Annotated in this window: 12 protein-coding genes; 6 read left to right on the top strand and 6 right to left on the bottom strand. The window is 42.8% G+C overall.

Annotated features, from left to right (window positions below; all coding sequences use genetic code 11):
* The first annotated feature begins 109 nt into the window (after positions 1–109).
* The 3 genes from GW828_RS12070 to GW828_RS12060 all read left to right on the top strand — a co-directional run bounded on the left by GW828_RS12070 (position 110) and on the right by GW828_RS12060 (position 2,756).
* Positions 110–1,465, top strand: a complete 1,356-nt coding sequence (locus GW828_RS12070) for a DEAD/DEAH box helicase (RefSeq protein ID WP_124016099.1) — start codon at positions 110–112, stop codon at positions 1,463–1,465.
* Between the two features lie 131 nt (positions 1,466–1,596).
* Positions 1,597–2,034, top strand: coding sequence for a DUF3010 family protein (locus GW828_RS12065; protein ID WP_124016100.1), 438 nt, complete (start codon positions 1,597–1,599; stop codon positions 2,032–2,034).
* Between the two features lie 119 nt (positions 2,035–2,153).
* Positions 2,154–2,756 carry a YgjP-like metallopeptidase domain-containing protein gene (locus GW828_RS12060; RefSeq protein ID WP_259395322.1) on the top strand — a complete coding sequence of 201 codons (603 nt, stop codon included), beginning with the start codon at positions 2,154–2,156 and terminating at the stop codon, positions 2,754–2,756.
* Between the two features lie 14 nt (positions 2,757–2,770).
* Here the strand turns inward: GW828_RS12060 and GW828_RS12055 are convergent, their stop codons facing one another.
* The 6 genes from GW828_RS12055 to GW828_RS12030 form a co-directional block, all read right to left on the bottom strand.
* Complete coding sequence (locus GW828_RS12055) at positions 2,771–5,434, bottom strand: sensor domain-containing protein (RefSeq protein ID WP_273059069.1); 2,664 nt, start codon at positions 5,432–5,434, stop codon at positions 2,771–2,773.
* Entirely contained in the window at positions 5,431–8,010 is a 2,580-nt protein-coding gene (locus GW828_RS12050) for a chemotaxis protein CheB (protein ID WP_273059071.1), read from the bottom strand. The genes GW828_RS12055 and GW828_RS12050 overlap by 4 nt, the downstream gene beginning before the upstream one ends.
* Positions 8,011–8,544: 534 nt before the next feature.
* Positions 8,545–8,724, bottom strand: coding sequence for a hypothetical protein (locus GW828_RS12045; RefSeq protein ID WP_273059073.1), 180 nt, complete (start codon positions 8,722–8,724; stop codon positions 8,545–8,547).
* An 11-nt stretch (positions 8,725–8,735) separates the two neighbouring features.
* Positions 8,736–8,996: an MFS transporter gene (locus GW828_RS12040; protein ID WP_273059075.1), complete on the bottom strand. Its 261-nt coding sequence runs from the start codon at positions 8,994–8,996 to the stop codon at positions 8,736–8,738.
* A gap of 137 nt (positions 8,997–9,133) precedes the next feature.
* Positions 9,134–10,228: an NADH:flavin oxidoreductase/NADH oxidase gene (locus GW828_RS12035; protein ID WP_273059077.1), complete on the bottom strand. Its 1,095-nt coding sequence runs from the start codon at positions 10,226–10,228 to the stop codon at positions 9,134–9,136.
* Between the two features lie 421 nt (positions 10,229–10,649).
* Positions 10,650–11,537, bottom strand: a complete 888-nt coding sequence (locus tag GW828_RS12030; protein ID WP_273059078.1) for a LysR family transcriptional regulator — start codon at positions 11,535–11,537, stop codon at positions 10,650–10,652.
* A 212-nt stretch (positions 11,538–11,749) separates the two neighbouring features.
* Between GW828_RS12030 and GW828_RS12025 the strand changes: the two genes are divergently transcribed.
* The 3 genes from GW828_RS12025 (at position 11,750) to GW828_RS12015 (ending at position 14,204) form a co-directional block, all read left to right on the top strand.
* Positions 11,750–12,781: a sensor histidine kinase gene (locus GW828_RS12025; protein WP_273059080.1), complete on the top strand. Its 1,032-nt coding sequence runs from the start codon at positions 11,750–11,752 to the stop codon at positions 12,779–12,781.
* Positions 12,782–13,480, top strand: a complete 699-nt coding sequence (locus tag GW828_RS12020; protein WP_124016105.1) for a response regulator transcription factor — start codon at positions 12,782–12,784, stop codon at positions 13,478–13,480.
* A gap of 70 nt (positions 13,481–13,550) precedes the next feature.
* Complete coding sequence (locus tag GW828_RS12015) at positions 13,551–14,204, top strand: potassium channel family protein (protein ID WP_124016106.1); 654 nt, start codon at positions 13,551–13,553, stop codon at positions 14,202–14,204.
* Position 14,205: the final 1 nt, after the last annotated feature.

Here is a 14,205-nt window from a genome sequence, read left to right as displayed (position 1 = left end):
CAGGCAATAATATAATGCTAAAAAATAGCATAACTAAAGCGACTCTTGTTGGCTATAGCAAGGTGAAACAGCTATAATCGTCGGCTTACATTTTTTAGGGGATCTACCTTTGCAATTTACCGATTTTTCGTTGGACAAGCGCCTGCTTGACAGTTTAAAGCACCTTGGCATTTCTACGCCTACCGATGTTCAAGCGCAAGCACTTCCCATTGCCTTATCAGGTAAAGATTTAATGGCATCGTCTAAAACCGGCTCAGGTAAAACCTTAGCGTTTTTGTTGCCTGCTATGCAGCGAGTGATATCCACCAGAGCATTGTCGAAAAAAGATCCGCGGGTATTGATTTTGTTACCTACGCGAGAACTCGCCCAACAAGTTTATGGCCAATTACGTTTATTAGTTGCTAATACTCAATATAAAGCCATTAGCGTACTTGGTGGTGAGAACTTTAACGACCAAGCTAAAGCCTTGGCCAGAGATCCGCATTTTATCGTTGCCACACCAGGGCGTATTGCCGATCACTTACAACAACGCCACTTATATTTAAACGGCTTAGAATTGTTGGTGCTAGACGAAGCAGACCGCATGCTCGATTTAGGTTTTGCCCCGCAATTAAAAGCCATCAACGATGCCGCCGATCATAAACGTCGCCAAACCTTAATGTTTTCGGCCACTTTAGATCATGACAGCATAGGTGATATTGCAGCAACATTACTGAAAACCCCAAGCCATGTATCCATTGGTGAGTCTTACAGTGAACACAAAGATATTGAACAACGGATTATTTTGGTTGACCATTTAGACCATAAACAAGCCTTGTTGCAGCATATATTAAGCCAAGAACAGCATAAGCAAGTGATTGTATTTACCGCGACGCGTTCAGATACAGACCGTTTAGCGACCCTGTTAGCCGCACAAGGTTTTGCGACCTCAGCGCTCAGTGGTGATTTAAAGCAATCGGCTCGTAACCAAATTATGGATCAATTTGCTCGAGGCCAATCGCAAATACTGGTGACTACCGATGTGGCATCACGTGGCCTTGATTTAATCAACGTCTCCTTAGTGATTAACTTTGATATGCCAAAGTTTGCTGAAGAGTATGTCCATCGTATTGGCCGAACAGGTCGCGCAGGCGCTAAAGGCGATGCAGTGTCGTTTGTGGGCCCTAAAGATTGGGACAGCTTTAAAAAAATCCAACTATTTTTACGTAAAAACTTTGACTTCACTGTGGTTGAAGGTTTAAAAGCCAAATTTAATGGCCTAAAAGATAAGCCTCAAGCAGCTAAAGCCGGTACCAGTGCAAAAGCCGCCGTAACCAGCAATAGAGCTAGCGTGGCGAAAAAAGCCAAAGCAGCCCCTAAAAGTGATAAACGCTTTATTACCGGGGTTGATGTGGGTGATGCACCTGTGCGCCGTAAAGTTAAACCGATTGTCATTATTGAAGACGACGGAACAACAGAAGACTAAACGGCACATCAATCGCTGATAAACTGCGATGACAGAATAATCAATGTAGGGCAGAACACTGCCCTACAACAAATGAACAATAACGAGCATGCTAACAGCATTATCGTATGAATAAACCAGTAAGGATTAACATGAAAATTTGTGGTGTGGAATTAAAAGGCGGCGAAGCCATTATCTGTTTACTGACCTATGAAGGCGAAACGTTTAACGTGCCAGCATGTCGTAAAGTTTCATTCAGTATTTCACAATCAGCTAGCACTGAATCCATTCGTGAATTTGATTTTGCGTTTAAAAAACTAATGAGCGATTATAAAGTTGACGAAATCGCCATTATTGAACGTGAGCAAAAAGGTAAATTTGCAGGCAGTGCCACCAGCTTCAAACTTGAAGCGACACTACAATTAATGGACCTTCCGGTTTCGCTTATTTCTCCTTTAACCATTAAAGAGCAACTAAAGCGCAACCCACCACAAGTTGACTTTGACTCATTGGACCTAAAACGCGTCCAGTTAAATGCTTTTGACGTTGCTTATGTTCAACATAATCGACTCATTTTCGGTAAAGTGTAAACACAGAACCGTTGTATTGTGGCGTTACCCATACCGAAAAAACGGTCGCGGTAGCGCCAGAACTAATCAGTTGATTTATGACAGACACTAAAACTAAAACGCTCAAAGCCCCGCCTAAAATGCCAGTCAAATCGGCGAGCCAGTCATTAAAACCCAAAGCAGACCTCAGCCTGCTAGTCACTAGCGCGGATATCAAAAAACAGCAGAGTGAACAGAGCCCTTTACGTTACCTAAACGGTTATCGGCCTGATGTTGTTGATAAAATCCGCCAATTGGTTGATACCAATGCATTGGGTGATCACTTTCTAACCCGCTACCCCAAAGTACACCAAGTACGTACAGACAAAGCCTTATATGATATGGCCATCGCATTAAAAAACACCTACATGCGTCAGTCAGACCCATTAGCCAAAGTCATTTTTGATGAAAAAATTAGCTTGAGCCATCACGCGCTAGGTTTGCATTCTTATGTTAATCGCCGTCAAGGCAATAAAGTCAAAGCCAAAAATGAGATTAGAATAGCCTCACACTTAAAGCATATTCCGTTTGAGCTTTTACAAATGGTCGTGGTGCACGAACTGGCCCACTTGCGCGAAAAAGAACACAACAAAGCTTTTTATCAGCTGTGTACTTTTATGCTCGCCGATTACCATCAATTAGAATTTGATATGCGAGTATGGTTAGTCGCTGAAGAAGTCGGCCAATCGCCCTACGGAAAATAATCGAAGGATTTTAATCATTGCCAACTCGCATCAGGCTTCCAGTTCTTCATCCACGCGGGGATATCACAGGCAGGCATAGGTCTGGCAATGCCATAACCTTGTGCTAATTCACAGCCTAGTTGTAATAATGCAGAGCCATGTTCAACAGTTTCAACACCTTCAGCAATCACGTCACGTTTAAATGATTTCGCTAGGGCGATTACGCCTCCAACAATGGCGAAATCGTCAATATTACTCAACATGTCTTTGACAAAGCTCTGATCTATCTTAATCAAACTGGCAGGCAAGCGCCTAAGGTAAGTTAGCGACGAATATCCAGTGCCGAAATCATCTAAAGCAAAATGGACTCCTAGGCTCATGCAGTCATTCATGATAATTGACACATGATTAACATCTTCTAATGCGCTGGTTTCCAGCATCTCTAGCTCTAAATAGCGAGGTTCAACATTGGGGTGGGCAGCGAGAAGATCCGTTAACGTCTGTATGAAGCCAGGTTGCATTAATTGTACTGCCGCAATGTTAACACTAGTACTTACCGGGAGATCAAGCGCCATAGCTTGCCATTGGCCGATTTGTGTTAATGCGGTATCAATAACCCATTCACCTATTTCAATCATCATGGTGTGATTTTCAATTACAGGCAAAAACTCGATTGGACTTAATAATCCGCGCTCTGGATGTTGCCAACGAATAAGCGCCTCAACGCCCACTACTGTACCTATCTTCATATTAACTTTAGGTTGGTAATAGAGGACAAACTGATGATGATCTAAAGCATAGCGAATAGCCTCTAGACTTTCTCGTTGTATTTTAACGGCATCATCTTGCGCGGTATCAAATAAATGATAACGATTCTTGCCGGATTCTTTAGCCATATACATAGCTTGGTCGGCATGCCTCATCAATAAATCAGCATCTACATTATCTCGCGGATAAAGCGTAACACCAATACTGGCGGATATATTGAGTACCACACCACTAACGGTTACAGGCTCTGACGCGGCCAATAATAGCCGCTCCAATACTGGCTCACAATCTTCAACTTTGGCTAAATCGGCCAACACAGCGACAAATTCATCACCGCCAATGCGGCTTAAGCTGTCACCTTCACGAAGCGCCTCTTTCATCCGGATCGATAGTGCAATAAGCAGTTCATCACCGATATCATGCCCATAGGCATCGTTGACCATTTTAAAACCATCTAAATCTAGAAATACCACCGCTAAGGACTGTCCGTGTCGACTGCACTGCAGCATGGCTTGAGATAATCTGTCTGCCAGCAATACCCGATTGGGCAAATTGGTCAGTACATCATAATGCGCAATACGTTCTAATTGTTCTTGATGCTGTTTCATCGGCGTAATGTCGCTCGCTAAAGAGACATAATGGGTCGTTATACCGTTTACATCACAAACTGCACTGATGGTCTGCATTACTGCATACACTTCATTATTTTTACGGTGATTCCAAATTTCGCCATACCAGTATCCTTCGTTGACGATGGCTTGCCACATATCAACATAGAACTCTGGTGATTGACGTTCTGACTTGAGAATGCGAGGGGTTTTCCCTATCGCCTCTTCACGGCTGTAACCTGTGATGTCACTGAAGGTCTTATTGACTTCGATAATAAGACCTTCAGCATCCGTGATCATAATGCTTTCACGAGCATGAGTGAATACCTTGGCGGCAAGGGCTAATTGTTTTACGCGCTGCTCTTTCTCTGCGTTGGCCAGAACTAACTCGTCTGCCCGCTTATCTTTCTCTTGGTTTTGAAAAGCCAGTTCTATGTTAGCAAGGGCTAATTCATTAGCACGCAGCTCTTTGTCTGCATTGGCCAGAACCAACTCGTCTGCCCGCTTATCTTTCTCTTGGTTTTGAAAAGCCAGCTCTATGTTAGCAAGGGCTAATTCGTTGGCGCGCTGTTCTTTGTCTGCGTTGGCCAGAACCAACTCGTCTGCCCGCTTATCTTTCTCTTGGTTTTGAAAGGCCAGCTCTATGTTAGCAAGGGCTAATTCGTTGGCGCGCTGTTCTTTGTCTGCGTTGGCCAGAACCAACTCATCTGCCCGCTTATCTTTCTCTTGGTTTTGAAAGGCGAGCTCTTTGTTAGCTCGGTTTTGACTATCTTCAGCTTGTTTTCTATCACTGATGTCAATCATAGCGGCAAGACAATCTGTGCCTGTGATACCGAGATTAGCCTCAATATCGAGCCAAAGCGTATTATTACTCACTTGGCCTAATACTTCGCAAGATTGAATACCACTACCGCTAAAGGCTTTTCCTAAGCAACGTTTAAAAATTTCACGATATTGTGCTGTGACATAGTGTGAAAACGGTTTGCCGACTAAGTGATCGCGATCAATACCCAATAGGCTGGCACCTCGTAAATTGACTTGACTAATCATGCCATTGAGATCAAATACAAAGTAAGCAATCGGAGCAAATTCAAATAACTCGGTGTAACGATAATATAACCGTTCTGTTATCCGAGCTTGCTTTAACTCCTCATTTTGCATTTCCAATTCAATCTGATGAACCTGCAACTCATGGAGCATCTTTTTGGCTTCATAGTCACTAGAAGGAGATTGCGTATCACTAGTTTGTTTTTTCAGTTTAGCTTCCGCACGCTCACGTAGCACTTTGGTAGACAGCTTGGCTGACTTAGGAGTAGTCTTCATAAGCTAGGCCTGATCTTACGTAACTCTGATTCAAGCAGCTTGGCTTCACTGATATCGGTAAAGGTGATCACCACACCATCAATCACATCATCTTGGGTACGGTAAGGCATGATACGGACTTTGAACCAACGTTGGTTTTTAGCAGTTATTTCTTTTTCTATGAAGATAAGCGTCTTCAATACTTCCTTTGAATCTTCTTGTAGCAGGACATAATCTAATTCCGTAACGATATCAGACAACGCACGGCCCACATCACTTTGGATAAGCTTAAATAAATGCGTCGCATAGTTAGTGAAGCGGCGAACATGCAGTTCATTATCCAGAAAAATGGTGGCAATTTGAGTACTATTAAGCAGATTTTTCATGTCGTTATTGACCCATGACAAATCATCCACTTTTGATTGCAGCTCATTATTGACGGTTTGCAATTCTTCATTCATTGACTGCATCTCTTCTTTGGATGTGGTCAATTCTTCATTGGTGGATTGCAATTCCTCATTGGCAGATTGCAGCTCTTCATTGGCAGACCTTAGCTCTTCTTGAGAAGATTGCATTTGCTCGCGAAGTGATTGGATTTCGTCATAGGCCTGTTGCAGTTCGGCCTGAGTTTCTTTGGCTAGTGAATCGCTTTTTCTACGCGGATATGGGGGCGGTGTCGCCACCTCAGTAAAGACCACCATCATCAAGCCGAGCAAAGCTTTTGGTTTAGAAATAGCTTGTACGGTCAAATTGATCGTACATGTGTCTATGCTTAGATTTTTAATGATTACGGGATCGACTTGCATCTGGGCATTCTTCATAGCCAGGTCAAGTTGATATTGCAGTTCTTCACGCACCATCACATGAATATTCCAGTTGGCTTTTCCTGCCGCGGGTTCTAAATATTTTCCAGTGCGGCCATTAATATAAATAATGTCACCTGCCGCATTAACCAAAACCGCTGCTGGAGAAAAGTGCTGTAGGAGAAGTTGATCAGCCTGCATTTGTAGATTAGTAATCGTTGTAGTCATCTTACTGGTTCTCTCAGGTTCATTTTCTACTAAAGATATAATCGGAAATATCCTGGGTAAAAAGTCGACTTTCGTCTGCGGTGCAGGGCCATCAATGCGGGTGTATATGCGTGTATTTTCTTTGAGCTCTGAGAACAACGAAGTGTAATGACCAATGGTTTCAGCACTTCCCAAAATTAACATACCTTGAGAAGTTAATGAGTAGTGGAACAAGGGGATTAACTTCTTTTGTAATTCCGGTCCCAAATAAATCAGCAGATTACGACAGGTAACAATATCTAACTTAGTGAACGGTGGATCCATGATGATATTTTGTGGCGCAAAAATGACCATGTCTCGAATGCGCTTATTAATGCGATAACCACTTCCATCTTTAATGAAGTATCGATTCAATTGCTCTGGCGAGACATCAGCCTCAATACTTGCTGGGTAATAACCTTTTCGTGCAACATTGATGGCATCCTCACCAAGATCAGTTGCAAAGACCTGTAATGTGAAATGCCCTTTTGGCTTAACATCATCCAATACACCCATAATCGTCATCGCAAGCGAGTAAGCCTCCTCGCCGGTAGAACAAGCCGTTACCCATGCTCTAAGTTGTTTACCTTGTGGATAATGAGCCAACAGTGCAGGAAGTGAGACGCGCTTAAGCTGCGCCCACACTTTTTGGTCTCGAAAAAAATGAGTAACCCCTATTAATATTTCTTTGAACAGCAGGTCTTGCTCTTGCGGATTATCACGCAAATAGTGCGCGTAGAGTTCAATGTTTTTAAGCTGATGCAAATCCATACGTCTTTCTATACGACGATAGATAGTGTTTTTCTTGTACAGTGAGAAGTCATTGCCACTGCGTCCACGTAAGATAATAATAATCCGCTCAAGCGCGCTTGTTGACATGAGCTCCGCACTCGACTCAAAATCGTTTGGTACACCGCGAGGGCTATGTTTGAGAAAAGCGATAATCTGTTCTGGTAAAGCTTCAGCAGGAGCAACGATGTCAGCCAGTCCAGTATTAATCGCGCTATAAGGCATTGAATCAAATTTGGCAAACTCAGGTGATTGCACCACAGACACCCCAGCATTTTCTTTAATGGCGCGTAAACCTAGGGTGCCATCAGACCCCATACCAGACAAAATAACCCCTACAGCCCGCTCATTCTGATCATTAGCCAAGGCCCGAAAAAAGAAATCAATCGGTAAACGCAATCCGCGACTGGCGATTGGATCAAGCAGAAATAGCGATCCGTGAAGCATAGATAAATCTTTATTAGGTGGTATCACATATACACAGTTCGGCTTAACTTCCATCCCATTGCTGGCTTGGGTGACTTTCATTAAGGTGGTGCGTTGCAAAAGCTCAGGCATAATGCTTTTGCGAGTTGGGTCAAGGTGTTGAATAACAACAAATGCAATGCTGCTGGGAGTTAATACATGGGAAAAAAAATCTGCCAATGCTTCCAAGCCACCAGCTGAAGCACCAATACCCACAATGATAGGTGTATTCACCACAGCCAACCTACTGTAATCCTTAAGTGGCTTAGTCAATGTTTTACTTTGGTTTTTCATTGGGTGAGCTTTTTATTATGCATGCATTGATTGTAGACGAATTAATCAGACAAGTATGTCAACTCAATCACTGCGGGACAGTAATTTATCCATTAAGCATACCTTTGGCCTAAATATGAGTGACTTTATTAACGCAGACCTTTGTTTGTTGATAAAAAGCGTCTAAGTTTGTGCGTGAAACGGTGAGGCGGTTTATTTTTAAAAGTGCTTAGCTTGTACTTTTAGCGGTCAAATAAATTGAACACCGTTTGCGATTTTTTTCTTAAGGTTGTGAGTACCGAAAACGGATAAAAGCTACAGAGCTAAGTGATTGAGGCCATATCTCTGAGGCGGTCGAAAACAGCAACTATTCCGGAGTCTCCCATTAAATTCATCTCAACATTATAAATACTTATATATTTATTACCCCCTGCCGAAGGCAATTGATTGTATTTAATTGATGCTCTAAACAAGCTTTGAGACATAACAGTGACGGGCAAAGATGTCTGAGTTTGAGGGCAAACGGTTGGTGTATCCCCCCTCGGTTATATGAACTTAGACATGCACCTGTTTTTGACTATTTGTACTACTTAGCGCTGATATTCTCATAAATAGGATGAGTGCCAACAATGGCAAAGCACTGCCAATTGCCGCGACGTAAATCCAACCACCATGGGCATACACAACACTGGCCAATATAGAACCAAGGGCGCCACCAATAAAAATACTCGTCATATATAGTGCATTCAAACGACCACGACTGTGTGATCAAGTGTGTAGACGGCTCGCTGACCTAGCACCATATTCATTTGCACGGCTAAGTCGAGTAATACGCCGGTTAGCGCCAGAAATATCACACCATGCGGCAGATTAAAAAAAAACGGAACAAAACTAATCACGGCTAACACCATGGCAAAATTTGACATTTTTTCGGTGTGCCCCGCATCCGCCATTCGTCCTGCAATAGGCGCAGCAACAGCACCTATTGCACCAACTAATGCAAACAACGCAATTTGCGTTTGGCTTAACCCTTAGACAGATGACAACAGTAATGGCGCAGCGGTCCAAAACAAGCTGAATGATGCAAACATTAACCCTTGATACAAAGCACGCTGGCGTAATAAGGGATAGCGCTTAAATGGCACTACTTAATGGGCGAAGGCATACCATGAGGTGACGAGCGAAGATACTGCGGTGGTGCAGTCACTTGCGCCCCTAATTCAGCGGCCGCATGCCAAACCCAATGTGGGTTGTAAAGGATCCCTCGAGCTAATGCCACGGCATCGGCCTTGCCAGTGGCGATGATCTCATCGGCCGCCTTTGGCTTGTCTATTAAGCCCACCGCAATAACCGGGATATCAACAGCGTGTTTTATGGCGTCAGCAAATGGCACCTGAAACTCTGGTGCAACGGGGATCTGTTGTTGAGGACTTAATCCTGCTGTGCTGACATGAATAAACTGACAGCCCTTAACGGTAAGGGCTTTGGCTAATATAATACTTTGCTCAAGATCCCAGCCACCATCGACCCAATCGGTAGCTGAAATACGCACTCCAAGCGTGATCTTATCGGATACTGCAGCGCGGATGGCATCAATGATCTCGAGCAATAAACGCATACGGTTCTCAATGCTTCCACCGTATTGGTCATCACGCTGATTCGACAATGGAGATAAAAATTGATGGATTAAATATCCATGGGCAGCATGCACTTCGATGGCATCAATGCCTAATCGCTCTGCACGTTTAGCCGCTGCGGCAAAATCTGCCACAATATGACCAATATCGATAATGCTGGCGGCTTCTGGTCGCGGTCCATCAAGGGTAAACGGTATTGGTGAGGGGGCAACGGGTTGCCATCCGTTCGGTTGATCAGCAGCGATAATATTGCCACCATCCCATGGTTTTTGAGTTGATGCCTTACGGCCAGCATGTGACAACTGAATGGCAATGGGCATAGTGGAATAACGGCGAGCAACAGCCAATGATTTAGCGAGTGCCTGCTCTGTTCTGTCGTCCCATAATCCCAAATCGGCATAGGTAATACGCCCAGTCGGATTGACCGCCGTGGCTTCAAGAATGAACAATCCTGCACCAGATAATGCAAATCGTCCCCAATGCAAAGTATGCCAATCCGTTGCGGCGCCTTCATCTGCTGAATACTGACACATTGGCGCAATTATGACCCGGTTTTCCAAAGTTAACTGACCCATTTTCAGGGATTCAAACAAATGACTCATAAAAAGGTTTCCTTGTTGATATAAGGTGACACAGGTGACTCATGGATCGGCGTCAGTAGTAAATATAAATTCGTGGTAACAATAGATCTAAACGACTTAGGTTTAGTCTTATTTTTCTTCGCTACACCATTAGCCTATTTATCAACAATCAGCTAAATACTGTTAACCCGTTGATAAAATTGTTTCAAGTGGCTTAGGTAGATACGTTAAATTGTGCCATAGCTTAGCTGGTAATAATCACGCTAATGAAGAGATTATGACCCAGAGACGAGAGCTCAAGCGTACTGATGATTTTAATCAGACATGATAAAGGAATAACTATCACAGCAGAATATCGACTGGACGCAAAACACCATTGCTTATTTTGCAACACTCGCCCCGTAGCGTATATCAGTTTATGAACCTGTGAGTTAATCGCTGATTATGTAACTATCTCTCTAATGAAATCGATAAACGCATTAACCCTTTTCGAACCACGATGATTAGGTAAATATAAGGCCGAAATTGCCGCACTGGAACTGTTGGGATTAACTTGATATGACGTCAGTAAACTGATCATTTGGCCACTATTAATGTCTTGTTGAATTAACCAATCTGGTAATAAAGCAATACCATGGCCTGATAACACCACTTCTCTGATCACTTCAACATTATTGGTCTTTAGCTTACCTTTAATAGGGATCCGTTGCTCTTCGTCTTCAGACAAAAACGTCCAGACCAGCTGACTACTAAAGCGCAAACATTGGTGATATAACAAATCTGCTGGTTGCTGTGGCAGGCCATATTGTTTTATATACTCTGGACTGGCAACCACTAGCCTTCGAAACTGACCTAGGGGTCGACTGATTAATTCTTCGGTCGGTGCAGCAGAACCCAACCTGATGGAGAGATCGATGCGCTGGGTAAATAAATCAGTAATGTCATCACTGAGCTGCAAATCCAAATCTAATTTGGGGTATTGATGCAAAAAACGGCCAATGTGTGGTGCAATAACAAAACTGCCAAATGTTGTTGGCACTGTCACGCGCAGTGGACCTGATGCCTCATCTTGGCTGTCTTTTATTTGTTCATCGGCATCTAACACACTGTCGAGAATTTTCCTCGCACTCATGTAATAAGCCATGCCCGCATCAGACACAGTAATTTGACGAGTTGAACGGTTTAACAGCACGGTACCGAGCTCAGATTCAAGCGAATCGACCATGCGAGTTACCGATGACGTAGCCACCGAAAGATTGCGTGCCGCCGATGAAAATCCCTTCGCATCAACTGTCTCAACAAACATTTTCAACGCCAGTAATTTATCCATCTAAGATCGTACTACCTCATTATGGTTTCTAACTTATTCAACGCGACTTAGGTTATCACCACGATAAAAATAGCCGTTACACGCTATTTTGCAGTGTAGCCTACTGCTCTATTGTATTCAGTACAATTGATAATTTTACGGTTTTTTTACGCGATATACTGCTTATCATTTGATATTGTTACTTCACTGAATTTTAAGTGATAAACAGCATTATGTGGGCAAATTTAATTTCAACTCGCTATATTTTTAGTTTTGTAGTGCTATTTTTGGTATTAACAAGTGCCTGGATTATCGATTATGTATGGGATTCACCAGCTGTAATATTATTGCTATTACAATTGGCCATCGTGGTTATCGCGTTGCAATGTAGCATCAAGCTTGCCTATTTTTCTGCCATCATTGAAGCATTAAGCTTCAATTTTTTGTTCACCACGCCGCGTTATTCACTACAAATGTTCAACATTAACGACATCATGAATTTACTGGTGTTTATTTTTGTGGCATTTGCTACAAGCAAGCTGGCGCAACATTACCGTCGTCAACAGCATGAATTAAAGCAGGCGCAACTTAGAAATAGTATCTTATTGTCCGTGTCTCACGATCTGAGAACGCCACTGGCGACCATTATTGGCACATTAACGACACTCAAAGAATACATGGCTAAACTTAGCGAGTTTGAAAAGCAGGAGTTGCTCGATAGTGCAACTGCTGAAAGTCATCGATTACATCAATACATTGAAAATTTACTGCAAGCAACCAGAATGCAGCATGGAACATTGACGTTTAAAAAACTGCCTGTGTCTATTGTTAGTGTGATTGATCGTGTTGTTGAACGTTTTAGCGATGGCTCGAACCGAATTGCCTTGAACACGGAAAAGGTTTCGCAGTTATACATTAGTAGCTCATTGATTGAGCAGGCGATATTTAATGTTGTTGATAATGCCCTCCGATATTCCCCGAAAAATAAATCTGTCAGTATCAGCCTTTATTGCGCCCAAGATTATGTTCATATTGATGTCCAAGATCATGGCCAAGGCATTGATCCCAAATACGCAGACAATATATTTGAGCTTTTTTATTCAAGCCACGATCACCAACCTAGTGACTCTGGCAGTGGATCGGGTATTGGACTTGCCGTTTCAAAAGGCATAATTGCCGCGCATCAAGGCCATATTTCGTTCATTCCTGTTGAGCAAGGCTGCTTAATCCGCATTGCGCTCCCCATAAGTAAACCTGAGGCATAAATGACTTATAAAATACTGGTCGTTGATGATGAACCGCAAATACATACCTTTATTCGTATTTCGTTAACGGCTGAAGGTTATTGCTATGTTGGTGCGCAGTCTATTGAAGAAGCTAAAACTATATTCAATCAACAGCGTCCTGAAGTGATTATTTTAGACTTAGGTTTACCTGATGGAGATGGCATAGATTTCCTTAACTATGTTCGCCACAGCAGCAAAACACCTGTGCTTATTTTGACAGCAAGAGATCAGGAAGACGAAAAAATCCGCTTATTAGAGGCAGGAGCAAACGATTATCTGATCAAACCCTTTGGTGTAAGAGAGTTAATCGCACGTATTAAGGTATTAGTGAGAGATTTAGTCATCAATGAGCCTGTCACAGATGTAATCAAACATGGGGCATTAAGCTTACAAAAAAGTACTCATCAGTTCTGGCTTAATGGTAATGAATTAGCGTTAACAAAAAAAGAGTTCGCCTTTATTGAGCTCTTACTGGCTCAGCCGGGAAATCTGGTTAAGCAAGAAGTCCTGCTCAAACGGATTTGGGGACCGAGTCATCAGGAGGACACTCATTATCTGAGAATTATGGTTAGCCAATTACGTAAAAAACTCAATAACACTGCTGAGCAACCATTTATCAAAACCGAAGCCGGATTAGGTTATCGATTAAATATAGTGACGGATCCTGAAGATCAGTGATCGCTCGGAATATAAAGTTATCAATCGGGCTATTTCGTTTTCTTTTTATCAACAAAAATACAGGTCATAAATGGCACATTTTACAGTAATTGGCTTAGGCCGTTTTGGAGTGTCAGCTTCTTTAGAGCTGATCCATTTAGGGCACACGGTAACAGGCGTGGATCTTGACCCTAAAATTGTCGAGAAATACGCAGAAGATCTAACCGAGTCGGTTATATGCGACTCTTCAGATGAGAGCGTTTTGAGGGAGCTTAATCTGTGTACGAGTGAGGCGGTGTTGGTGGCAATTGGAGAGGACATGCAATCAAGTTTGCTCTGTACTCTGGCCCTTAAAAATATTGGTGTTAAAAATATTTGGGTAAAAGCCAGTACCAAAGCCCATCATACTATTGTGTCTAAACTCGGGGTACAAAGGATCATTCATCCCGAAGATGAAATGGGCATTCGAGTGGCTCAGTCACTCAATTATCCTATGGTGAATAATTATCTTGCCATTGGTCATGGCATTTATGTTGTGGAGATCCATATAAAACAGATCCTCAACGGTCAGACATTATCGCAAGTATTAGGCGACGTAAAAAACACCATTAAGCCAATAATGGTTAAACGGGAGGAAACTATTTTCTCTCAGCTCGAGCCTTTATTTGTATTACAGGCTAACGACATCTTGCTGCTGTGTGGCACTCGTGCTCAATTAAAATACGTTGCGCCAAGGCTGGTATAAC

Origin of the sequence: Shewanella vesiculosa, assembly GCF_009994065.1 — a bacterium.
Classification (GTDB): Bacteria; Pseudomonadota; Gammaproteobacteria; order Enterobacterales; family Shewanellaceae; genus Shewanella; species Shewanella vesiculosa.
This window is presented reverse-complemented; position numbering and strand designations above follow the sequence as displayed.

Bases quoted from the DNA above. Each gene is read 5' to 3' on its own strand.
- GW828_RS12030 (WP_273059078.1), bottom strand. From the start codon at position 11,537: ATGGATAAATTACTGGCGTTGAAAATGTTTGTTGAGACAGTTGATGCG.
- GW828_RS12055 (WP_273059069.1), bottom strand. From the start codon at position 5,434: ATGAAGACTACTCCTAAGTCAGCCAAGCTGTCTACCAAAGTGCTACGT.
- GW828_RS12015 (WP_124016106.1), top strand. From the start codon at position 13,551: ATGGCACATTTTACAGTAATTGGCTTAGGCCGTTTTGGAGTGTCAGCT.
- GW828_RS12035 (WP_273059077.1), bottom strand. From the start codon at position 10,228: ATGAGTCATTTGTTTGAATCCCTGAAAATGGGTCAGTTAACTTTGGAA.
- GW828_RS12045 (WP_273059073.1), bottom strand. From the start codon at position 8,724: ATGACGAGTATTTTTATTGGTGGCGCCCTTGGTTCTATATTGGCCAGT.
- GW828_RS12060 (WP_259395322.1), top strand. From the start codon at position 2,154: ATGCCAGTCAAATCGGCGAGCCAGTCATTAAAACCCAAAGCAGACCTC.
- GW828_RS12025 (WP_273059080.1), top strand. From the start codon at position 11,750: ATGTGGGCAAATTTAATTTCAACTCGCTATATTTTTAGTTTTGTAGTG.
- GW828_RS12050 (WP_273059071.1), bottom strand. From the start codon at position 8,010: ATGAAAAACCAAAGTAAAACATTGACTAAGCCACTTAAGGATTACAGT.
- GW828_RS12020 (WP_124016105.1), top strand. From the start codon at position 12,782: ATGACTTATAAAATACTGGTCGTTGATGATGAACCGCAAATACATACC.
- GW828_RS12065 (WP_124016100.1), top strand. From the start codon at position 1,597: ATGAAAATTTGTGGTGTGGAATTAAAAGGCGGCGAAGCCATTATCTGT.